The organism is Mesorhizobium sp. M2E.F.Ca.ET.209.01.1.1, from assembly GCF_004010375.2.
Lineage (GTDB): Bacteria > Pseudomonadota > Alphaproteobacteria > Rhizobiales > Rhizobiaceae > Mesorhizobium.
The window spans coordinates 44152-66682 of the sequence record NZ_SADP02000010.1; the positions used below are offsets into that span (position 1 = coordinate 44152).

20 protein-coding genes are annotated in these 22531 nt (G+C 64.9%); 12 read left to right on the forward strand and 8 right to left on the reverse strand.

What is annotated here, in order from left to right; genetic code table 11:
• Positions 1-8: 8 nt before the first annotated feature.
• Entirely contained in the window at positions 9-2192 is a 2184-nt protein-coding gene (locus EN852_RS19040; protein ID WP_127876435.1) for a primosomal protein N', read from the reverse strand.
• A gap of 90 nt (positions 2193-2282) precedes the next feature.
• On the opposite strand from EN852_RS19040, the gene fsa reads away from it, so the two are divergent.
• The gene (gene fsa / locus EN852_RS19045; protein ID WP_112128566.1) at positions 2283-2939 is read left to right on the forward strand and encodes a fructose-6-phosphate aldolase; all 657 of its coding nucleotides are present in this window, start codon (positions 2283-2285) and stop codon (positions 2937-2939) included.
• Between the two features lie 208 nt (positions 2940-3147).
• Here fsa and lptE read toward each other — a convergent pair whose 3' ends face one another.
• Complete coding sequence (gene lptE, locus EN852_RS19050; RefSeq protein WP_127876436.1) at positions 3148-3729, reverse strand: LPS assembly lipoprotein LptE; 582 nt, start codon at positions 3727-3729, stop codon at positions 3148-3150.
• The gene (leuS, locus tag EN852_RS19055; RefSeq protein ID WP_127876437.1) at positions 3716-6343 is read right to left on the reverse strand and encodes a leucine--tRNA ligase; all 2628 of its coding nucleotides are present in this window, start codon (positions 6341-6343) and stop codon (positions 3716-3718) included. Before leuS ends, lptE begins: the two co-directional genes overlap by 14 nt.
• Before the next feature lie 290 nt (positions 6344-6633).
• Between leuS and EN852_RS19060 the strand changes: the two genes are divergently transcribed.
• The 4 genes from EN852_RS19060 to EN852_RS19075 all read left to right on the forward strand — a co-directional run bounded on the left by EN852_RS19060 (position 6634) and on the right by EN852_RS19075 (position 9217).
• The gene (locus EN852_RS19060; protein WP_127876600.1) at positions 6634-7296 is read left to right on the forward strand and encodes a YggS family pyridoxal phosphate-dependent enzyme; all 663 of its coding nucleotides are present in this window, start codon (positions 6634-6636) and stop codon (positions 7294-7296) included.
• 86 nt (positions 7297-7382) lie between these two features.
• The gene (locus tag EN852_RS19065; RefSeq protein WP_127865887.1) at positions 7383-7637 is read left to right on the forward strand and encodes a type II toxin-antitoxin system Phd/YefM family antitoxin; all 255 of its coding nucleotides are present in this window, start codon (positions 7383-7385) and stop codon (positions 7635-7637) included.
• Complete coding sequence (locus tag EN852_RS19070) at positions 7637-8038, forward strand: type II toxin-antitoxin system VapC family toxin (protein ID WP_127865888.1); 402 nt, start codon at positions 7637-7639, stop codon at positions 8036-8038. Before EN852_RS19065 ends, EN852_RS19070 begins: the two co-directional genes overlap by 1 nt.
• Before the next feature lie 129 nt (positions 8039-8167).
• Positions 8168-9217, forward strand: a complete 1050-nt coding sequence (locus tag EN852_RS19075) for an aldo/keto reductase (RefSeq protein WP_127876438.1) — start codon at positions 8168-8170, stop codon at positions 9215-9217.
• A gap of 63 nt (positions 9218-9280) precedes the next feature.
• Here the strand turns inward: EN852_RS19075 and EN852_RS19080 are convergent, their stop codons facing one another.
• A complete protein-coding gene (locus EN852_RS19080; protein ID WP_127876439.1) occupies positions 9281-10186 on the reverse strand; it encodes a LysR family transcriptional regulator in 906 nt (301 codons plus the stop codon).
• Between the two features lie 122 nt (positions 10187-10308).
• Here EN852_RS19080 and EN852_RS19085 point away from each other — a divergent pair, with 122 nt between their 5' ends.
• Both EN852_RS19085 and EN852_RS19090 read left to right on the forward strand, forming a co-directional pair.
• Positions 10309-11496 carry an MFS transporter gene (locus EN852_RS19085; RefSeq protein ID WP_127876440.1) on the forward strand — a complete coding sequence of 396 codons (1188 nt, stop codon included), beginning with the start codon at positions 10309-10311 and terminating at the stop codon, positions 11494-11496.
• Positions 11497-11533: 37 nt separating this feature from the next.
• Complete coding sequence (locus tag EN852_RS19090; RefSeq protein ID WP_127876441.1) at positions 11534-12568, forward strand: aldo/keto reductase; 1035 nt, start codon at positions 11534-11536, stop codon at positions 12566-12568.
• Between the two features lie 59 nt (positions 12569-12627).
• On the opposite strand, the gene EN852_RS19095 is transcribed toward EN852_RS19090, so the two are convergent.
• Positions 12628-12900 (reverse strand): usg protein, encoded by a 273-nt coding sequence (locus tag EN852_RS19095; protein ID WP_127865893.1) that lies wholly within the window; start codon positions 12898-12900, stop codon positions 12628-12630.
• A gap of 302 nt (positions 12901-13202) precedes the next feature.
• Here EN852_RS19095 and acs point away from each other — a divergent pair, with 302 nt between their 5' ends.
• On the forward strand, positions 13203-15158 hold the full coding sequence (gene acs, locus EN852_RS19100; RefSeq protein ID WP_127876442.1) for an acetate--CoA ligase: 1956 nt from the start codon (positions 13203-13205) through the stop codon (positions 15156-15158).
• The gene (locus EN852_RS19105; protein ID WP_127876443.1) at positions 15158-15901 is read left to right on the forward strand and encodes an MOSC domain-containing protein; all 744 of its coding nucleotides are present in this window, start codon (positions 15158-15160) and stop codon (positions 15899-15901) included. The genes acs and EN852_RS19105 overlap by 1 nt, the downstream gene beginning before the upstream one ends.
• Before the next feature lie 287 nt (positions 15902-16188).
• Here the strand turns inward: EN852_RS19105 and EN852_RS19110 are convergent, their stop codons facing one another.
• Both EN852_RS19110 and EN852_RS19120 read right to left on the reverse strand, forming a co-directional pair.
• Positions 16189-17550: a pilus assembly protein gene (locus tag EN852_RS19110; RefSeq protein ID WP_127876444.1), complete on the reverse strand. Its 1362-nt coding sequence runs from the start codon at positions 17548-17550 to the stop codon at positions 16189-16191.
• 427 nt (positions 17551-17977) lie between these two features.
• Positions 17978-18847, reverse strand: a complete 870-nt coding sequence (locus EN852_RS19120) for a transglutaminase family protein (protein WP_127876446.1) — start codon at positions 18845-18847, stop codon at positions 17978-17980.
• Positions 18848-19019: 172 nt separating this feature from the next.
• Between EN852_RS19120 and EN852_RS19125 the strand changes: the two genes are divergently transcribed.
• Positions 19020-19685 (forward strand): HAD-IA family hydrolase, encoded by a 666-nt coding sequence (locus EN852_RS19125; RefSeq protein ID WP_127876447.1) that lies wholly within the window; start codon positions 19020-19022, stop codon positions 19683-19685.
• A gap of 39 nt (positions 19686-19724) precedes the next feature.
• Here EN852_RS19125 and EN852_RS19130 read toward each other — a convergent pair whose 3' ends face one another.
• Entirely contained in the window at positions 19725-19946 is a 222-nt protein-coding gene (locus EN852_RS19130) for a DUF1674 domain-containing protein (RefSeq protein WP_127876448.1), read from the reverse strand.
• A gap of 105 nt (positions 19947-20051) precedes the next feature.
• Between EN852_RS19130 and htpX the strand changes: the two genes are divergently transcribed.
• Positions 20052-21086 (forward strand): zinc metalloprotease HtpX, encoded by a 1035-nt coding sequence (htpX, locus tag EN852_RS19135; protein ID WP_127876449.1) that lies wholly within the window; start codon positions 20052-20054, stop codon positions 21084-21086.
• Positions 21077-22456: an RsmB/NOP family class I SAM-dependent RNA methyltransferase gene (locus EN852_RS19140; RefSeq protein ID WP_246694333.1), complete on the forward strand. Its 1380-nt coding sequence runs from the start codon at positions 21077-21079 to the stop codon at positions 22454-22456. Before htpX ends, EN852_RS19140 begins: the two co-directional genes overlap by 10 nt.
• The last annotated feature ends 75 nt before the right edge of the window (positions 22457-22531 follow it).

Here is a 22531-nt window from a genome sequence, read left to right on the forward strand (position 1 = left end):
CTATGGCTTTATAGAAAGCTCTGCGGGTCGATGTCGACCTGCACGCGCACCGAGCCGCGCAGCTTCGGGCCCTCCGCCAGCATAGCGCGTATGAAACGCTGCATGTCGGCGCGCCGCTCGCCCTGGACAAGCAAGCGGAAGCGATGCCGTCCGCCGATCAGCGACAATGGCGCCTCGGCTGGGCCGAGCACGAACAAGTCCGAAGCCTGGGGCGCTGCGCGCCGCAGGCCGCGCGCATGGCCCTCGGCCTCGCCCCGCGTCGCCGCGCTCACGATGATGCCGGCGAGCCGGCCGAACGGCGGCAGTCCTGCCCGCTCGCGCTCGGCAATCTCGCGCTCGTAGAAGGCTTCCGAATCGCCGGAGACGATGGCCCGCATCACCGGATGGTCGGGCTGGTAGGTCTGGAGCAGGCCTAGGCTTTTCTTGCCGGTGCGGCCGGCGCGGCCCGTCACCTGGCTGAGCAGCTGGAAGGTGCGCTCGGCGGCGCGCGGATCGCCATTGGCAAGCCCGAGATCGGCGTCGACCACGCCGACCAGCGTCATGCCCGGGAAATTATGTCCCTTGGCGACAAGCTGCGTGCCGATGACGATATCGGCCTCGCCATTGGCGACGGCCTCGAGTTCGAGCCGCAGCCGGCGCACGCCGCCCAGAAGATCCGACGACAAAACGATGGTGCGCGCATCCGGGAAATGCCCCACCACTTCCTCGGCAATGCGCTCGACACCCGGCCCGCAGGCCACGAGGTGGTCGAGCGTGCCGCATTCGGGACAGGCCTCCGGCCGCCGCTCATTGTGACCGCAATGATGGCAGACGAGTTGGCCGCGAAAGCGATGCTCGACCAGCCAGGCCGAACAGACCGGGCAGCCGAAGCGATGGCCGCACACCCGGCAGAGCGTCAGCGGCGCGTAGCCGCGCCGGTTGAGGAAGAGCAGCGACTGCTCCTTCCTCTCCAGCGTGCGCTGCATCTGTTCAAGCAGGACCGGCGACAGGAAGCCGCCGCGAGCCGGCGGCGAACGTCGCATGTCGATCGACTTCAAATCGGGGAGTGCAGCTTCCGCGAAGCGCGACGACAGCACGGCCCGGTCATAGCGGCCCTGGCTGGCGTTGACCCGGCTTTCCACCGACGGCGTGGCCGAGGCGAGCACCACCGGGAACCCGCCGATATGGCCGCGCACCACCGCCATGTCGCGGGCATTGTAGAAGACGCGGTCCTCCTGCTTGTAGGCGGGATCGTGCTCCTCGTCGACGACGATCAGGCCGAGTTCCTTGAACGGCAGGAACAGCGCCGAGCGTGCGCCGGCGACGACGCGCACGCCGCCTTCGGCCACTTGCCGCCAGACGCGTTCGCGCATCCTGGGCGGCAGGTCTGAATGCCACTCCGCAGGCTTGGCGCCGAAACGGTCCTGGAAGCGTTCGAGGAAGGCATGGGTCAGCGCGATTTCCGGTAGCAGGATCAGCACTTGCTTGCCCTTGTCGAGGGCCGCCGCAACCGCTTCGAAATAGACTTCCGTCTTGCCCGACCCGGTGACGCCGTCGAGCAGGGTGACGTTGAAGGCTTCGGCAGCGATTGCCGCGCGTAGCTTCTCCGCCGCAGCTTCCTGGTCTGGCATCAATTCCGGCAATGCGTGAGAGGGGTCGGGCGCCGCCACCACCGGACGCGGCGGGATCATCACCGTCTCGAACACGCCCTGCGCCCGCAGGCCATCGATCACGGTCGAGGAGACGCCCGCCGCATGCGCCAGTCCCGAGCGCGTCCAGGCCAGCCCGCCTTCGGCCGTCTCCAGCACGCGTCGCCGCGCGTCCGTCAACCGGTCCGGCTCGGCCAGCGTGCGCTGCAATCCCTCGATCCAGGGCTCCGGGTCGAAAGCCTCCGGCGCGCGCAGCAGCATCCGCGCGACCATGCCGGGGGCAGACAGCGTGTATTGCGCGATCCAGTCGACGAAGCGGCGCATTGCCTTGTCGATTGGCGGGCAGTCGAACACCTCCTCGATCGCCCGCAATTTCTTCGCATCGACCGTCTCGACCGCGCCGTCCCAGACGATGCCCGCGACCTGGCGCGGCCCGAGCGGCACGCGCACGATCGAGCCCGGCACCACGCGCATGCCCGGCGGCACGGCATAGGTGTAGGGCCGTTCGGCCGGCATCGGCACCAGCACGGGCGCGGCTGCGACAAAGGGCGAATCTTCCATCATGAGGCGTGACCTTGCCCCGACTTTGCTCTAGATCAAAGGGGACCCTCTTATGTGCCCGGCCGACGCCGGGCGATCCCCAAGGAGACAGCCATGAAGTTTTTTGTCGACACCGCTGACATCAAGGAAATTAAGGAGCTGCACGATCTGGGGCTTCTCGACGGCGTCACCACCAACCCGTCGCTGATTCTGAAATCGGGCGGCAAGATCGCCGAAGTCACCAAGCAGATCTGCGACATTGTCGAAGGCCCGGTCTCGGCCGAGGTCGTGGCGACCGAATTCAATCAGATGATGGCCGAGGCCGAGGTGCTGGCCAAGATCGCGCCCAATGTCTGCATCAAGGTGCCGCTGACGCTGGACGGCCTGAAGGCCTGCAAGACGATCCGCACCGAGATGAAGCGCATGGTCAACGTCACGCTCTGCTTCTCGGCCAACCAGGCGCTGCTCGCCGCCAAGGCCGGCGCTTCCTTCATCTCGCCCTTCGTCGGCCGCATCGACGACACCGGCTCGGACGGCATGGAGCTGATCTCCGAGATCCGCACCATCTACGACAATTACGATTTCAAGACCGAGATCCTGACCGCCTCGGTGCGCACGGTGAACCATGTCAAGCAGGCGGCGCTGATCGGCGCCGACGTCGTGACCGCGCCGCCGGCGACGCTGAAGGCGCTTGTCAACCACCCGCTGACCGACAAGGGCCTCGCCGCCTTCCTCGCCGACTGGGCCAAGACCGGCCAGAAGATCGGCTGACGCCGACATCTTGTCACACCAGAAAAAGGCCGGGTGACCGGCCTTTTTTGTGGCTAGCGCGGCGCTCGGAGCCCGTTTCGAAACTCGCTCCTGCGAGTCATATGAAGGTGTTTTCGAGAACCGGAGCGGAGCGTACGTTCAGTACGTGAGCACCGGAAGCGCAGAAAACGCGTTCAGATGGCCGCGGGAGTAGAGTTTCCAAACGGGCTCAGGCTTTCTTGCCGTGCCTGGTTAGATCCTGCGCGATCGACAGCCGCAGCAGGTCGGCCAACTCGCGCGCCGCGCGGTTCTCGGCGTCGATTTGTGCCCGGTAGGCCGCGAATTCCTGGCGCGGCCGGTCGAAGGATGAGGGAATCGAGCGCTTGCCGACGGCGATCACCGTGTTGGTCGCGGCATCGCGCAACACATAATTGGCCGTCAGCGTGACCGTGCCCGCCGTCGGCTCGTCTTCCTGCGTCTGCACCTGCACGATGGCCGCCGATTCGACCAGCTCGGTGACGCCGAGGTCGAGCGAGTAGGCCGGCGAGGCCGGCTCGCCCGAGCCTTGCCCGAAAGCGAAGATCAGATTGTTGCGCACCTGCTGCGCGTAGCGCGTCTTGACCGGCTTGATCGAGATCGAGGCGAGCTCGGCGGACGCGCTGAGCTGCGATCCGGGCGAGAGCGGCTGGTTGGAATAGAGCGGCCGCACCGTGCAGGCCGAGACCAGCGCCAGAGCGGCGGCCATGCCGTAGACCGCAAGATGGCCGCGCAGGCGGATCGCTTGTGACTTCACCGGATCAGGCAACGACATTGACGATCCTCTGCGGGACGATGATCACCTTGCGCGGAGCCTTACCTTCCAGTGCTTTTTGCACGAAGTCGAGAGCCAGCACCGCTTTTTCGACGGCACCTTGATCCGCGTCGCGGGCAATTGTCAAATCCCCGCGCTTCTTGCCGTTCACCTGCACCGGCAGCACGATCTCGTTGTCGACGACCAGCGCCGGATCGTAGACCGGCCAGGGCCGCTCGGCGACCATCTCCGTGCCGCCCAGCGCCTCCCAGCATTCCTCCGCCAGATGCGGCATGACCGGCGCGATGATGTGCACCAGAATCTCCACCGCCTCGCGGCAGGCGCCCTTCAGCGCCGCGTCGGCCTTGCCCTCGGCAACGTCGTTGAGCGGCGTCGCCAGCGCATTGGCGAGCTCGTAGATGCGGGCGATCGCACGGTTGAAGCCGAGCTTCTCGATGTCCTCGCCGACCGCCTTCAGGATCTTGTGCGCGGCCTTGGACACGGCGCCCGCCTCGCCATCCTTCGCCGCCGCCGGCTTCACGCCGGGCAGAGATTCGGCGGCAATCTGCACCAGGCGCCAGATGCGCTGCACGAAGCGATGCGCGCCGGCGGCGCCGTCGTCGGTCCATTCGACATCGCGTTCCGGCGGCGAGTCCGACAGCATGAACCAGCGCGCCGTGTCGGCGCCGTAACCGTCGGTGATCTCTTCGGGGCTCACCGTGTTCTTCTTCGACTTCGACATCTTCTCCAGCGCGCCGACCGTCGCCTCCTCGCCGGTGGCGATCTCGACGGCGCGGCGCTTGCCGTTGACGTCCTCGAGCCTGACCTCGCTCGGCGACAGCCAGCGTCCGTTGTTCGACGGGCCGCCGACACGGTAGGTCTCGTGCACCACCATGCCTTGCGTGAACAGGCCCTTGAACGGCTCGGCGAGGTTCAGGTGCCCGGTCTCGCGCATGGCGCGGGTGAAGAAGCGCGAATAGAGCAGGTGCAGGATCGCGTGCTCGATGCCGCCGATATACTGGTCGACGGCCAGCCATTCGTCGGCCGCTTTCGGCTCGGTCGGCTCATTCGCCCAGGGCGCGGTGAAGCGCGCGAAATACCACGACGAATCGACGAAAGTGTCCATCGTGTCAGTCTCGCGCCGCGCGTCGCGGCCGCATTGCGGGCACTTCACATGCCGCCAGGTCGGGTGACGGTCGAGCGGATTGCCCGGACGATCGAACTCGATGTCGTCGGGCAGCTTCACCGGCAGGTCAGCCTTCGGCACCGGCACGACGCCGCAGGCTTCGCAGTGGATCATCGGGATCGGGCAGCCCCAGTAGCGCTGGCGCGAAATGCCCCAGTCGCGCAGGCGGAAATTCACCTTGCGCTCCGCCATCGGCCGGCCGCCGATCGTCTTCTGCTCCAGGAGCTTCGCCACTTCATCGAAAGCCTTCTGCGGCTTCATGCCGTCGAGGAAGCGCGAATTGATCATCACGCCGTCATCGACATAGGCCTCCTCGATGACCTGGAAGGTCTTGGCGTCGCCGTCTTCCGGCATCACCACCGGGATCACCGGCAGGCCGTATTTGTTGGCGAAGTCGAGGTCGCGCTGGTCGCCCGACGGGCAGCCGAAAATGGCGCCGGTGCCGTATTCCATCAGCACGAAATTGGCGACATAGACCGGCAGTGTCCAATTCTCGTCGAACGGGTGGACGACGCGGATGCCGGTGTCGAAACCCTTCTTCTCGGCCGTCTCCAGCGCCGCTACCGAGGTGCCCATATGGCGGACCTCCTCGATGAACTTGGCCAGCTCGACATTCTCCTCGGCGGCCTTCCTGGCCAGCGGATGGTCGGCGGCGACCGCCATGAAGGAAGCGCCGAAGATGGTGTCGGGCCTTGTCGTGTAGACTTCCAGCTCATGCGCATCGCCAACCGGCTTTGCCAGCGGCCAGCGGATCAGCAGGCCTTCGGAGCGGCCGATCCAGTTGTGCTGCATCAGCTTCACCTTCTCCGGCCACTCTTCGAGCAGGTTGAGCGAATCCAGCAGATCCTGCGCGAAGTCGGTGATCTTGAAGAACCACTGCGTCAGCTCGCGCTGTTCGACCAGCGCGCCCGAGCGCCAGCCTCGGCCGTCGATGACCTGCTCGTTGGCGAGCACGGTCATGTCCTCCGGATCCCAGTTGACCTTGGAGGATTTGCGCGTCACCAGCCCCTTCTCGACGAAGTCGAGGAACAGCATCTGCTGGCGGTGGTAATAGTCGACGTCGCAGGTCGCGAACTCGCGCGCCCAGTCGAGCGACAGGCCCATCATCTTCAGCTGCTCGCGCATCACCGCGATGTTTTCGTAGGTCCAGTCCTTGGGATGGACCTTGTTTTGCATGGCGGCGTTTTCGGCCGGCATGCCGAAGGCGTCCCAGCCCATCGGATGCAGCACGTTAAAACCCTTGGCGCGCTTGTAGCGCGCCACCACGTCGCCCATCGTGTAGTTGCGGGTATGGCCGATATGGATCTTGCCCGACGGATAAGGGAACATCTCGAGCACGTAATATTTCGGCTTGGGATCGTCGTTGCGAGCCTCGAACAGCTTCTTTTCGGCCCAGGCCTTCTGCCATTTGGGCTCTGACGTGCGCGGATTGTAACGTTCGGTTGCCATCGGATGTTTTTCACTTAAAAGCAGGTGCGCGGTGCTGGATTAGGGCGTGTTGATATTCAGGTCAGGCCGAGCCGAAAATGGCGGGTTCCGAGAACCGGAGCGGAGCGTACTTAAAGTACGTGAGCACCGGAAGCGCAGGAAACCGGCATTTGCAGGCCGACATCACCTCAATATCGACACGCCCAGCCGGCAGCCGAGACAAATGTCGTCGCGGTGTTCACCATGGATTGCCGGACCCGTCAACTGCGGCGAGCCGGCCCGGCCATGAAAACTATAGGCAGGATAGTGGCATGACGAGCGCCGTGGAGCAGCTTCAAGCGGTCAAGGCGAAGATCGTGGGCGCCGAGCGAGAGGCGAAACGCGAGCCCGGCGCCGTCACGCTGGTGGCAGTGTCGAAGACCTTCGCGGCCGAGGATATCCGGCCCGTCATCGAGGCCGGCCAGCGCGTTTTCGGCGAGAACCGCGTGCAGGAAGCCCAAGGCAAATGGCCGGCGCTGAAAGCGGCATTTCCCGATCTGGAGCTGCATCTGATCGGCCCACTCCAATCCAACAAGGCCAAGGAAGCCGTCGCGCTTTTCGATGTCATCGAGACCGTCGATCGCGAGAAGATCGCCGCGGAGCTTTCGAAGGAAATGGCAAGGCAGGGCCGGGCACCAAAACTCTATGTCCAGGTCAACACCGGCTCCGAGCCGCAAAAAGCCGGCATCGAGCCCCGCGAGGCGGTCGCCTTCGTCAAGCGCTGCCGCGACGACCATGGCTTGGCCATCGAAGGTCTGATGTGCATACCGCCGGCCGATGAAAACCCCGGCCCGCATTTCGCGCTGCTGGAAAAGCTTGCCCGCGAGGCCGGCGTCGAAAAACTGTCGATGGGCATGTCCGGCGACTACGAGACCGCGATCGCCTTCGGCGCGACCAGCGTCAGGGTCGGATCGGCGATCTTCGGCAGCCGGTGACGCCGTCACCCGCTGCCTTTCGCTGGAGTTGATTGATAATCCGCTGCTGCCGCGTTATATCTAGCCAAGCTAGCTAGGAGCTGCGTATGAACTGGCATCTTCAGGACGCGAAGAACAATTTTTCCAAAGTGGTCCAGCGCGCGCGAACCGAGGGGCCGCAGACCGTGACGCTTCGCGGCGAACGGGCTGCAGTCGTGCTGTCCGTGGAGGATTACGACCGCCTGGCCGGGAACAAGAAATCGCTTGCTGAATATCTTCTTACCGGTCCCGGATGGGACGATGAGTTTGATAAGGAAATCACCCGGCGCTCGGATACGATGATCCGGGACGTCGACCTCTGATGTATCTGCTCGATACGAACATTGTTTCAGACGCGCAAAGGCGGCTGCCAAAGCCGACCGCCTGGATAGCTTCGATCGATCCGGCGTCGATCAACCTTAGTGTCATTACACTGGGTGAGATCGAGCGAGGAATCGTCAAACAGCGCAAGATCGACCCTGAAAGGGCGGCTCGGCTCGATATCTGGCTGCGAGAACTTCGAAGAGACAATACGGACCGCATTCTCGCGATCACGGAGGAGGTCGCCCTTGCCTGGGGTCGCATAACGGCGGGACGCACACGGGGGAGCGCCGACTCGCTTATTGCGGCGACCGCCCTCGTGCACGACCTGATCCTGGTCACCCGAAACGTCGCCGACTTCGAGGGCGTCGGTGTCACAGTCCTCAATCCCTGGGAAGTCTGACCGTTCTGGGATCCGCCGGCAGGCAACTTCACGCCAAGTTGACCACCGTGGTTGTGCCAGCGCTTGAAACGAAACGGGCCGTTCCTATATGCCTGTTGTCATTCAATCCTTCTCTCGGGAAATCTCACCATGCGTTACAATCAGCTTGGCAACACCGGCCTGTTCGTCTCCGAACTCTGCCTCGGCACCATGACGTTCGGCGCCGCCGGCGAGAATGCCCAATGGGGGCTGATCGCCAGCCTCGACCAGAAGGGCGTCAACGAGATCGTCGCCCGCTCGATCGCCGCCGGCGTCAATTTCTTCGACACGGCGGATGTCTATTCCTTCGGCCAGTCCGAGCAGCTGCTGGGACAGTCGCTCAAGGACCTCGGTGTAAAACGTTCGGACGTCATCATCGCCACCAAGGTGCATGGCGCCATGGGCAACGGGCCGAACGAACGCGGCTCCTCGCGCGGCCACATCATGGATTCCGTCGACGCCAGCCTGAAGCGGCTGCAGCTCGATCATATCGATCTCTATCAGTTGCACGGCACCGATACGGTGACGCCGATCGACGAGACGCTGCGCGCGCTCGACGATCTCGTCGCCAGCGGCAAGGTGCGCTATGTCGGCGTCTCCAACTGGCAGGCCTGGCGCATCGCCAAGGCGCTGGGCATTGCCGAGCGCAAGGGTTTTGCCCGCTTCGAGACCATCCAGTCCTACTACTCGATCGCCGGCCGCGATCTCGAGCGCGAGATAGTGCCTTTGATCAATGAAGAGAAGCTCGGCCTGATGGTCTGGTCGCCGATGGCCGGTGGGCTGCTTTCCGGCAAATACGGTCCCGGCGCGCCGGGCAATGGCGAGGGCCGCCGCGCTTCCTTCAACTTCCCGCCGGTCAATGAAGACCGCGCCTGGGCGGCGGTCGCCGTCATGCGCGAGGTGGCGAAGAAGCACAAGGTCAGCGTCGCGACCGTGGCGCTGGGCTACGTGCTGGCCAAGCCTTTCGTCATGAGCGTCATCATCGGCGCCAGCCGCATGGACCAGCTCGAGCAGAATCTCGCCGCGACCGGTTTGAAGCTCGATGCCGACGACCTCGCCAGGCTCGACGAGGTGAGCGCGCTGCCCGCCGAATATCCCGGCTGGATGCTGGAGCGGCAGAGTGCCGGCCGGCGTCCGGCGCCTTTCGTGCCGAAAGCGTGATCCGCCTTCAAATGGGCCGACTTTTTTCGGGAGCCGCGCTTGTTGAAGCGCGGCTCTTTCGTTTCAGAGGCGGACAGTCTCCGCAAGAAAGTCGAGAAAGGCCCGCACCCGGGCCGGCAGATGCTTGCCCTGGCCGACATAGACGGCATGCGTCGGCTCCTCGTCGCCGGGATTGAACGCCTCCAGCAGCGGCACAAGCCGCCCTGCGGCAATGTCGGGCTCGACATGCCAGCGCGCCAGCCTTGCGACGCCAGCGCCCGCCAATGTCGTCAGCCGCATCGCCTCGCCGTCGCTCACTATCGAATTGCCGGCGATCGGAACCACGACCGGCGTGCCTTTCGCATCCACGAACGGCATGCCGTCGATATGCCGCACGAAGCCGAACGCCAGCAGATTGTGGCGGGCCAGTTCGGCCGGCGTCCGCGGCGTGCCGCGCTCTTCCAGATAGGCGGGCGCCGCGACCACGACCATCGGGCTCTGGCCGAGCTTGCGCGCCACCAGCCGTGATTCGCGCAGCGGCCCGGCGCGGATCGCAATGTCGGCGCGCTCCTCCATCAGGTCGATGACGCTGTCTGTCAGCACCGCCTCGACCGAGATTTCCGGGTAGCGCTCGAGGAAACGCGGCAACAGCGGCATCAGCCGGTGCTGGCCGAACGGCACATAGGAGTTGACCCTCAGCCTGCCGCGCGGCGCGGCGCCCGCTGCCGCCTCGCGCTCGGCCGCGTCGAGATCGGCGAGGATGCGCAGGCCGCTGTCATGGAAGGCGACCCCTTCCGGCGTCAGTTGCAGCTTGCGTGTCGAGCGGCTGACCAGCCGCGCGCCGAGCCGTGCCTCCAGCCGCGCGATCAGCTTGCTCACCGCCGAGGGCGTCATGCGCAAGGCCCGCGCTGCCGCCGAGAAGCTGCCTGCCTCAACGACACGGACGAACACTTCGATCTCGCCGGAGCGGTTGATTTCGGGTCTCGCCATTCGTGAATCTATTTCACAGAAAATATGCCTGATGCAAGGCTGTTTCACAGCTCGCCAGATCACGATCTTCCGGTCCGGGGCGCGGGATTGGGCGTCCCTTCCTGATCAACCGGACCGCAGCCATGCCCCTTGCTCTCTATGCCCTCACCGCCGGCGCCTTCGGCATCGGTGTCACTGAATTCGTCATCATGGGCCTGCTGCTCGATGTCAGCGCCGATCTCGGCGTCTCGATCTCGGCTGCCGGCCTGCTCATTTCCGGCTACGCGCTGGGTGTCGTCGTCGGCGCGCCGCTGCTTGGCGCTTTGACCGGCCGCCTGCCGCGCAAGACCTTGCTGCTTGCGCTGATGGTTGTCTTCACCGTCGGCAACCTCGCCTGTGCGCTGGCGCCCGACTACTGGACGCTGATGGCGGCGCGTGTGCTGACCGCCTTCGCCCACGCCTCCTTCTTCGGCGTCGGCTCGGTCGTCGCCACCAGCCTGGTCGCGCCCAACCGGAAGGCCTCGGCCATCGCGCTGATGTTCACCGGCCTCACCGTCGCCAACATCCTCGGCGTGCCCTTCGGCACCTGGCTCGGCCAGGCCTATGGCTGGCGCTCGACCTTTCTGGCCGTCACGCTGGTCGGCGTCATCGCCTTTGCGGTGATCGCGCTTCTCGTGCCGCGCGACGAACCGGCCGCAGCGGACGAGGAGGAAAGCTCCGAAGGCACGCTCGCCGTGCTCGGCCGCCGGGCGGTGCTGCTCGGCCTTCTGACCACGGTGCTGAGCTGGGTCGGCGTCTTTGCCGCCTTCACCTATCTGGCGCCGATCCTGACCCGCGTCACCGGCTTTTCCGAGGGAGCCGTCTCGCCGATCCTGCTCGTCTTCGGCGGCGGCCTGGTCGCCGGCAACCTGCTTGGCGGGCGCCTCGCCGATCGTCATCTGGTGCCGACGGTCGTCGGCACGCTGGTCGCGCTGTCGGCGGCGTTGTTCGTCATGACCGCGGCGATCCATCAGCCGATCGCGGCGATCATTGCCGTGGGCCTGCTTGGTGCTGCCGCCTTCGCCACTGTCGCGCCGCTGCAGATGTGGGTGCTGGAGAAGGCCAAGGGCGCCGGCCAGGGCCTGGCATCCTCCTTCAACATCGCCGCCTTCAATCTCGGCAACGCCATCGGCGCCTGGCTCGGCGGCTTCGTCATCGACCACGGCCCCGGCCTCGGCGCCGTCCCCCTCGTCGCCGGTCTGGTGCCGATCGCCGCGCTCGGCGTGGTGCTCATGGCGCTGCGTCTCGAACGCGGCCACGCGATCGGCGAGCCCGTCACGGCGCAGTGCTGATCGCTGATCCCTTCGACATCCAATCAGGAGAAAAAAGATGGACTATCGATCTCTCGGCGCCTCCGGCCTGAAGGTGCCGGCGCTTTCCTTCGGCGCCGGAACTTTTGGCGGCTCCGGCCCGCTCTTCGGCCATTGGGGCAACAGCGACGCGCAGGAAGCGCGCCGCCTGGTCGACATCTGCCTGGAGGCAGGCGTCAATCTCTTCGACACGGCCGATGTCTATTCCAACGGCGCTTCCGAGGAGGTCCTTGGCGAGGCGATCAAGGGCCGACGCGACGCGGTGCTGATCTCGACCAAGACCTCGCTGCCGATGGGCGACAGTCCGGCCGACTGGGGCTCGTCGCGCTCGCGCCTGATCCGCTCCGTCGACGCGGCGCTGAAGCGCCTCGGCACCGACTACATCGACCTGCTGCAGCTTCACGCCTTCGACGCCTCGACGCCGGTCGAGGAGGTGCTGTCGGCGCTCGACGACCTCGTGCGCTTGGGCAAGCTGCGCTATGTCGGTGTCTCCAACTTTTCCGGCTGGCAGGTGATGAAGTCGCTCGGCCTGGCCGACAGGCACAGCTACCCGCGCTACGTCGCGCATCAGGTCTATTACTCGCTGGTCGGCCGCGACTATGAGTGGGAATTGATGCCGCTCGGCCTCGACCAGGGCGTCGGCGCCCTGGTGTGGAGCCCGCTCGGCTGGGGCCGACTGACCGGCAAGATCCGCCGCGGCCAGCCCTTGCCGGAAAAAAGCCGGCTGCACGGCACCGCTGATTTCGGGCCGCCGGTCGAGGACGAGCATCTTTTCAAGGTGGTCGACGCGCTGGAGGCGGTCGCGGCCGAGACCGGCAAGACCGTACCGCAGGTCGCCATCAACTGGCTCTTGCAGCGGCCGACCGTGTCATCGGTGATCATCGGCGCGCGCAACGAAGAGCAGCTCCGCCAGAACCTCGGCGCCGTCGGCTGGGCATTGACGCCCGAGCAAATCAAGGCGCTCGACGAAGCGAGCGCGGTGACGGCGCCTTATCCGTATTTCCCCTATCGCCGCCAGGAAGGTTTCGCCCGGCTGAACCCGCCGGCGGTGTGAGTGCCAGCGTTGAAGCTGCCAATCTCCCCCCTTGCGGGGGAGATCAGCTGTACCGCCACTCAGTGCAAGACAAACTCCCCATCCACTTTCCGCCACTCATTCGGCGCGATCAGAGTCTGGTGCGTGTAAGTCACCGAATGCAGCGGCCCGTCGAGCTTGGTCTTCCAGAACTCGATGAAGCGGATCAGCACCGGGAATTTCGGAGCTATGTCGTAATCCTGCCAGACGAAGCTTTGCAGCAGGTGCGGGTGGTCCGGGTAGTGGTAAAGGATCTTGGCCGTGGTCAGCCCATATCCCCTGAGCATCAGGTCCATTTCGGAATTGTCGCGCATTGCGTTTCCTTGGTTGATTCTCCTTCCTCCCAACGCCGAATTGTGCGCACGGTTGCTTAACTGTCTATGGATTTCTGCGCCGTCCTTCAAAATTTTCCCGTTAAAACAGGCGGTTAGCAGCCGCCAAGCGAGAGTGCTAATAGACTTGGGCGCTTGACCCTGCGTCATCCCGCCGCGCGAATCCAACGTCTAATATTGCCGTCACCGCGGAACTGTTAATAATGCCCGCGAATTCGCGGCCGTTTTGCCGCGATGCCGCTGGCGGCTCAAGCCGGTGGAGTGGTTTGGGAGGAAAGCAAGAAATGTCCGATGTGCATGTCCACCGCGTCCAGCCGGCGTGGAAGAAGAACGCGTTGATCGACAACGACACCTATCTCAAATGGTATGCCGACAGCGTGAAGAACCCGGACAAGTTCTGGGGCAAGCACGGCAAGCGCATCGACTGGTTCAAGCCTTTCACCAAGGTCAAGAACACCTCGTTCGACGGCAAGGTCTCGATCAAGTGGTTCGAGGACGGCCAGACCAATGTCTCCTACAACTGCATCGACCGGCACCTGAAGAAGCGCGGCGACCAGACCGCGATCATCTGGGAGGGCGACAACCCTTACGACGACAGGAAGATCACCTATAACGAGCTCCACGCGCATGTCTGCCGCTTCGCCAATGTCTTGAAGAAGCAAGGCGTCAAGAAGGGCGACCGCGTCACCATCTACATGCCGATGATCCCGGAAACGGCCTATGCTATGCTTGCCTGCACGCGCATCGGCGCCATCCATTCGGTCGTCTTCGGCGGCTTCTCGCCCGACGCTCTCGCCGGCCGCATCGACGACTGCAAGTCGACCGTCGTCGTCACCGCCGACGAGGGCCTGCGCGGCGGCAAGCCGATCCCGCTCAAGGACAACACCGACAAGGCGGTCGACATCGCCGCAAAGGCCGGCACCAAGGTCGAGAAGGTCGTGGTGGTGCGCCGCACCGGCGGCAAGACCGGTTGGGTGCCGGGGCGCGACGTCTGGTACCATGACGAGGCGGCAACCGTTAAGGCCGAGTGCAAGCCGGAGAAGATGAAGGCGGAGGACCCGCTGTTCATCCTCTACACCTCGGGCTCGACCGGCAAGCCGAAAGGGGTGCTGCACACCACCGCCGGCTATCTCGTCTATGTCTCGATGACGCACCAATATGTGTTCGATTACCATGACGGCGACATCTACTGGTGCACCGCCGATGTCGGCTGGGTCACGGGCCACAGCTATATCGTCTACGGGCCTCTGGCCAACGGCGCCACGACGCTGATGTTCGAAGGCGTGCCGAACTACCCGTCGCAGTCGCGTTTCTGGGAAGTCATCGACAAGCACAACGTCAACATTTTCTACACCGCGCCGACGGCGCTGCGCGCGCTGATGGGCGCCGGCGACCAGCATGTGAAAAAGACCTCGCGCAAATCGCTGCGCGTGCTGGGCACGGTCGGCGAACCGATCAATCCGGAAGCCTGGGAGTGGTATTTCAACGTCGTCGGCAACGGTAAGAGGCCGATCGTCGATACCTGGTGGCAGACCGAGACCGGCGGCATCCTGATCACGCCGCTGCCCGGCGCCACGGACCTGAAACCCGGTTCCGCCACGCGGCCCTTCTTCGGCGTTCAGCCGCAGCTGGTCGATGGCGAAGGCAAGGTGCTGGAAGGTGCCACCGACGGCAATCTCTGCATAACCGATTCCTGGCCGGGCCAGATGCGCACCGTCTATGGCGACCACGAGCGGTTCGTGCAGACCTATTTCTCGACCTACAAGGGCAAGTACTTCACCGGCGACGGCTGCCGCCGCGACGCCGACGGCTATTACTGGATCACCGGCCGCGTCGACGACGTCATCAACGTCTCCGGCCACCGCATGGGCACGGCCGAGGTCGAGTCGGCGCTGGTCAGCCACGACAAGGTTTCCGAGGCCGCGGTCGTCGGCTATCCGCACGACATCAAGGGGCAGGGGATCTACTGCTACGTCACGCTGATGGCCGGCGAGGCAGGCGGCGAGGACCTGCGCAAGGAGCTCGTCGCCCATGTCCGCAAGGAAATCGGCGCCATCGCCACGCCGGACAAGATCCAGTTCGCGCCCGGCCTGCCCAAGACCCGTTCCGGCAAGATCATGCGCCGCATCCTGCGCAAGATCGCCGAGGACGATTTCGGTTCGCTCGGCGACACCTCGACGCTTGCCGATCCGGCCGTGGTCGACGACCTCGTTGCCAACCGCCAGAACAAGAAGGGCTGATGGCCGGCGAGCTCGGCACCGTCAGCCAGCTCTGGCGCTATCCGGCGAGCTCGCTCGCCGGCGAGCGGCTTGATGCCATCTCCGTCGGCCTGAAGACCGTCGACGGCGACCGGCTGTTCGGACTGGTTGACGCTTCCGACGGCGAGATCGCCCGCCCGGATCGCGAAGCCAGATGGCACAAGGTGCCGCTGATCCGCACCCGGCTTACCGGAGACCGGCGGCTGGAAGTGGCGGTGCCCGGCGGCGGCTGGCTGCCGGCGCCCGATCCGGAAAGCGACCGGGCGGTTTCAGCCTTCCTTGGCTTCGAGGCCTCCATCCGTCCATTCGGCGCCGAGAACGCGGCGCCCGGCTACGCCGGCCCGCTGACCGATGCCCGCTATGCCAAGACGCCGATCCATCTGCTCACCACCGCTTCGCTGGCCAGGTTGAAGGCGTTGCATCCCGACGGCACACCCGATCCGCGCCGCTTCCGGCCCAACATCGTCGTTGACATGGCGCCGGTCGAAGGCGCCTTCCCTGAGACGGAATGGATCGGCAGGAAGCTCGTCGTCGGCGATCTCGAGCTCACCGTCTCCGAACCCTGCCGCCGCTGCGGCTTCACCATCATCGCCCAGGACGGCTTCGACACCGACCCCGGCATCCTGCGCAATCTGGTGCGCCACAACGCCCACAATCTCGGCGTCTACTGCACCATCGACCGGCCGGCGCGCGTCGGGATCGGCGCGCCGATGCGCTTCCTCTAACCCACCCCTTGTCTTTTGCTGCAACGCACCCCATCATTGGGGTGTGTTCAACAAACCGAAAGGAGGTGATCCGATGTCGAGTGATTTCGTTTTCCATAACGTGAGCTCAGCGGATTGCACTTCCGGGAAGCAGTCTTCCCGTTAAGGCGCGAGACGCGCGGCAGGTAGCCCGAAGGGGTTGCCGCCAGGAGCCGCGTCATGGACGGAAACACGGAAGGCCGCCGGCTTCTTGAAGAAGCGGCGGCCTTTTCCGTTTGGAGGCGGCTTTCGGTCGGCGTGACGCGCCGCTACCTAGTCACCGTGAGCTTGTCGATATTGCGCACGATATCCTGGAAGGCCTGGTTGAGCTCGGTCCCGTTGGCGGCCTGGTAGAAATGCTTGCTGGTGCCGGTGTCGGGACTGGCGCAGGACTGCAGCGTCGACTTGGCGTTCGTCTCGGTCAGCGCAAAGCCGACAGTGAATATCTCGATGCCCTGGTCGCGCATTGCCGCGCAGAGCGTTGTCGCCGCGGTTCGCGTCTGCACCTTGCCGGCGCCGTTATAGACCTGATCCGGACCGCTGGCGTCGAAATAGGACAGGTTGAATTCGCCGTCGGTCATCAGGATCACGTATTTCGCCACCTTCTTCGGATCCATCTTGGCCGGCCGTTGCGAGGCCCCCATCACGCTACCCCAGTTCTCCGAAAGCATGTACCAGGCCCATTGCACGCCGATATGGCCGGCGGTGCCGCCAGAGGCGACAAGGTCCTTGATGACATTGTTCAGGGTAGACGCATTCGCGGTCAGCGGCTGAACCGTGGCAACGGGGCAGGCTGCTGTGTTGGTCTGCTGGGCGAAGGCCGACAAATAGAGGTCGCGATTGACCATGCTGACATCCGGGCCGGCATCCGAATATTGATAGGCGCCCTTGCGCTCGGTCGCGCAATTGTCCGGCCGTGTCGACGCCGAGACATATTTCGGATCGTCATTGGCGGGCGCCTGCTTGCGCTCGCTGGGCTTGGTCTCGACAAAGACCGTGCTAGCGGCAAGCGAGCCGACATTGACCGAATTGGCATAAGGCACGATCGCCACCCGCACGCGCGGATTGGTGGCACTCTGGCCGGTCAGGAAGGAATTGACCGCGTTGCTCGCCGCCGTCCTCAAGTCCTTGATCTTCTGGCCCCCCATCGAACCGGTGACGTCGAGCATCATAGCCACCTCGACGGTCTTGTCCGAATAAAGCGCCGTGGTCGAAGCGGTCACGCGCCGCATGCTGTCGGTGCTGAACAGCGGAAAGAAGAGGCCGACATCGGCATGCGCATCCGCCTGTACGGTGTTGGCCGTCTTGTCGACCGTGAGCTTGTCCAGCACGATCTGGTTGGCCTGCAGGATGCCGGCGGTGCTGTTGGCGTCGAGGAATGCCTGCACCGTTTTGTCGGCGTCGGCTTCTGTGATGATGCCGAGGGTGAGATCGCGGGCCGTCGAGGTCACGGCGGCGTCGACGACGCCCTGCAGGCTCGACCTCGCATTGTAGAGCTGCGAGATATTGACCGCGAATCCCACCCCCAGCGCGAGGACAGATACGGCAGCTCCGAACAGAACCGCGAAATTGCCTTCGCGATTGCGGGTAAAGTCGTCCACCCCACGAACGACGCCTCTGAACTGCCGCATCCCTTCCGCCTCCATTCTATGCGGCGCCGCGCCGCTCGGCAAAGGCGTTGCAGGATTTTGGCCAGACCTGGAGAGTCCGCCGCCGAAAGATGCTTAACAGGCAGTTAACGCATTGTTTTTACTGGCGTTCGGTAGATTTATAGGTGAACCGGAAGTAAACAAAAATGCGCCGGCGAAGCGAGCTTCATGAAGCGCTTACCATGATCTCGACAGCTGCCGCGGCCGTTCTCTCTTCGGCACAATCGAACTGTGCCGAAGTGGGTCAGCAGCAGCCATGAGCCGTGATGAACGGGTGCCACGCCGGGTCGGTCGAGATTCAGATCGGGCCGAGTCGAGAATGGTGGTTTCCGAGAACTTAAAGTACGTGAGCACCGGAAGCGCAGGAAGCCTCCATTCGCAGGCCGGCCTCACCTGAATATCACCGACCTCAAGCCAGCATCTGCGCGCTGACCGTCCTGTCAACGCCGTGGTGCGGAGGATTGAAGCGGTTGCCTTCCTGCTCGTAGGTCCACACCTTGAACAGGGCGAGCCGGTGCGGACCGAAACTGTGCAGCAGCGGCACGTCGGTGGCATCGCGGCCGCGCGCGATGACGACGCGGCCGATGCGCGGCCGGTTGTGGCGCGGATCGAACGTGTACCATTTGCCGTCGAGGAAGACTTCCATCCAGGCAGAGAAATCCATCGGCGCCGGATCGACCGGCACGCCGATGTCGCCGAGATAGCCGTTCACGTAGCGCGCCGGAATGTTCATGCATCGGCAAAGCGTGATCGCTAGATGCGCGAAATCGCGGCAGACCCCGACGCGCTCCTCATGCGCCTGGGCCGCCGTGCGGTTGGCGCGCGCATAGCCGTAGCCGAAGGACAGCCGGCTGTTGACATAGTCGACGATTGCCTGGACCCGCGCCCAGCCGGGCGGCAGCTGGCCGAAACGCTGCCAGGCGACGTCGCTGAGATGATCGGTCTCGCAATAGCGGCTGCCGAGCAGGTAGACCAGCACGTCGTCGGGCAGTTCCGCGACCGGCGTTTCCCGCGCCAGCGTGTTGACCTCGTCGGTCTCGCCGCTGTCCTCGATCACTGCATCGTAGAGGATGCGGAAGCCTCCGGCCGGCGCTGTGAAGCGACGGCAGATATTGCCATAGCGGTCATGATAGGTCCGGGTCGGCACCGACGGCGAGGTCAGGACCCGCGTCTGCCGCTTGATGTCGGCATGCCGGTCGCGATGGATGTCGAGAAGCGAGATGATCGGTGTCGCCGCCGCGCATTCGATGGCAATTTCGTAGCCGAGCCGGATCAGCATCGCATGCCCCCTTTGGTGATTTTGGAAAGACAGCCCCTTCAACGCAACGAACCGGAGGTTGTTCCCGCGCGGAATCGAAATGCGCGCATCTCGCCTTCTCAGCCACCGATGGCCGGTCTAAACTGGGTACCACGTTTCGCCCTCCCCGAAAACAATTCTCCAGGAAAACCCGATGTTCGCAGGCTCAAAGTTCGCTGCCTTCCTGTTCGACATGGACGGCACGGTGCTCAACTCGATCGCGGCGGCGGAACGGGTGTGGACGAAATGGGCGGAACGCCACGGCCTCGATGTGGCAAGCTTCCTGCCGACGATCCACGGCAAGCGGGCGATCGAGACGATCGCTGGATTGAGGCTTGCGGGCGTCGATGCGGTTGCGGAGGCCGATGCGCTGCTCAAGGCCGAGGCGGACGACCTCGAAGGCATCGTCCCGATCCCCGGCGCCGTCGCCTTCCTGGAATCGCTGCCGGCGGAGCGCTGGGCCATCGTCACCTCGGCGCCGCGCGAGTTGGCGCTGCTGCGCATCCAAGCGGCCGGCATCCCGGTTCCCGCCATGATGGTGACGGCGGAAGACGTGACCCATGGCAAGCCGGCGCCGGATTGTTTTCTCCTGGCGGCAAAGCGTCTTGGCGTCGAGGCGCGCGACTGCCTGGTCTTCGAGGATGCGCCGGCAGGCATCGCGGCCGGCGAGGCTTCCGGCGCCTCGGTGATGGTGATCAGCGCCACGCACGTCCACCCGCTCGTCACACCGCACCCGACGATCCGTTCCTATGATGAAATCGGCATTGCGGTCGATGATACCGGTTTCATCGTTTTGTCGCCAACCCAGGCAGCAGCCTGAGGATGCAGGCCGGCCTGGCCTGAATATCAGCACATCCGGCTAGAAGTCGCTGGTGAGGCCCTTCACCTCCCAGTCGCCGTAGCGCCCGGGCTCCTTGCCGCCGCGGCCGCCGATTTCCTTCGGCAATTTCGCCTCGGCCTCGCGATATTCCCTGCGCCTGGCCTCGGCCTCCGCCAGCGCCCGCTGCGCTTCCGGCGTCAGCATCTTTCGCGGCCCGTCGCCTTCGCCCGCGGTTTCGGTCTTGTTGGTCAGTTCGGTCATGCGATATTCCCTGCCGATTGAAACGGGGCCCGGCCTTTCCCATCATATAGCCATGACCACGAAAGGATCGACCCCAATTCTCCATCGCCCCGGACGGATGACACGATGAACACGCTTCGCACCGCCATGCTTCTTGCCGCGATGACGGCGCTGTTCATGGGCGTCGGCTATCTGATCGGCGGCTCGGGCGGCATGGTCATCGCGCTTCTGATCGCCGCCGGCACCAACCTGTTCAGCTACTGGAACGCCGACAAAATGGTGCTGTCGATGAACCGCGCGGTCGAGGTCGACGAGAAGAATGCGCCCGAATATTACGCGATCGTCCAGGCGCTGGCCAAGCAGGCCGGCCTGCCGATGCCGAAGACCTATCTGATCGACAACCCGCAGCCCAACGCTTTCGCCACCGGCCGCAATCCGGAGAATGCCGCCGTGGCCGCGTCCGCCGGCCTGCTCGAGCGGCTCTCCCATGAAGAGGTCGCGGCGGTGATGGCGCATGAGCTTGCCCATGTCCAGCATCGCGACACGCTGACCATGACGATCGTGGCGACGCTCGCCGGCGCCATCTCGATGCTCGGCAATTTCGCCTTCTTCCTCGGCGGCAGCCGCGAGAACAACAACCCGTTCGGCTTCGTCGGCGTGCTGGTAGCCATGCTGGTGGCGCCCTTCGCCGCCATGATCGTGCAGATGGCGGTGAGCCGCACGCGTGAATACGAGGCCGACCGGCGCGGCGCCGAGATCTGCGGCAATCCGCTGTGGCTGGCCTCGGCGCTGAACAAGATCGCGCGTGGCGCCGAGCAGATCCCCAATGAGGACGCTGAGCGCAACCCGGCAATGGCGCATCTTTTCATCATCAATCCTCTGCATGGCGAGCGCATGGACAATCTGTTCTCGACCCATCCGAGCACCGAGAACCGCATCGCCGCGCTGCAAGAGATGGCACGCTCGATGGGCGGCCCAGCGCCAGCCAGCCGGCGACAGGCTTCGCCGCCACCCATTCAGCCCGAGGAGGCGCCGTCCGGTCCATGGGGCAAGCCGGCGCAGCCCGCGCCGCCTGCCGAACCGCCGCAGCCGAGACCCAATCCCTGGGGCCGCAACCCGACCGGACCCCGCAACGCCGGGCGCAGGGGTCCCTGGTCGTGACGCCGCCGAGGCGCGGACATTCAGGCAATCCGCAACGCAAGGCCGGTGATGAGATAGCCGGCCTTGCCGCGCGCAAGGCGGCGGCCCGGCTGCTGGCTGCCGTCATCGATGCGCGCACGCCACTGGATGGCTTGACCGACAACGAACACGGCCACCCGCAATACAAGGCGCTGGACGGGCGCGACCGCGCGCTGGTGCGCGCCATCCTGGTGACCGCGCTGCGCCATCGCATGACCATTGCCGGCCTGCTGTCGAAGCGGCTGGAAAAGCCGCTGCCGCCCAATGCCACGGCGCTCTCGCACATCTTGCACGTCGCCGCCGCGCAGATCCTGTTCCTCGATGTTCCCGACAGCGCCGCCGTCGACCTTGCCGTCACCCACGCCAAGTCCGATCCACGCACGCTGCGTTTCTCCGGCCTCGTCAACGGCGTGCTACGTTCGCTTGCCCGCGCCAAGGAGGTCGAGCTTGACCCAGCGCTTGCCGCCACCAGCGAGGCGCCGCAATGGTTCTCCGAGCGGCTGACCGCCGCTTACGGCGCCGACAAGGCGCGTGCCATCCTTGCCGCGCATCGCAACGAGGCGCCCGTCGATTTCACCGTCAAGGCCGATCCGGTGCTCTGGGCCGAGCGTCTAAGCGGCATCGTTCTGCCGACCAGCACGGTGCGTGTCGAAAAGCTGTCGGCCAACGTCATCGACCTGCCCGGTTTCGCCGAAGGCGCCTGGTGGGTGCAGGATACCGCGGCCAGCCTGCCGGCGCGGCTGTTCGGCGACATAAGTGGACAACGCGTCGCCGATCTGTGCGCCGCGCCCGGCGGCAAGACGGCGCAGCTTATCCTCGCCGGCGCCAGCGTCACCGCGGTCGACACCTCGAAGAACCGGCTGGCGCGGCTGAAGCAGAATCTCGACCGCCTCGGCCTGACGGCCGAACTGGTCCAGACCGACCTCCTCGACTACCGGCCGGCGCAATCGTTCGACGCCGTGCTGCTCGACGCGCCCTGCTCTTCGACCGGCACGGTGCGCCGTCACCCCGATGTGCCGTGGACCAAGACCATGGCCGATGTCGAGAAGCTCGCCGCCCTCCAGCGCACGCTGCTTGCCCACGCCTTCACGCTGGTCAGGCCCGGCGGCCGCATCGTCTTTTCCAACTGCTCGCTCGACCCGATCGAAGGCGAGGAACTTTACCGCGCCTTCCTTGCCGAAATCCCAGGGGTGATCGATGACCCGATCCGCCCGGGCGAGTTCGCCGACATCGATCCGTTCCTTACATCCGCGGGCACGCTGCGCACGACGCCCGCCGACCTGACGCTTGAATCGCGAGGGATTTCCGGTCTGGACGGCTTCTTCGCGGCACGGATGAGACGGGCCGGTTGAATCGTTATCTCGCAAAAACTTGCTGACTTTTTTAGGGATCGGTACCGGCAAAGCGGCGTGAAGCGGTTCACTTAG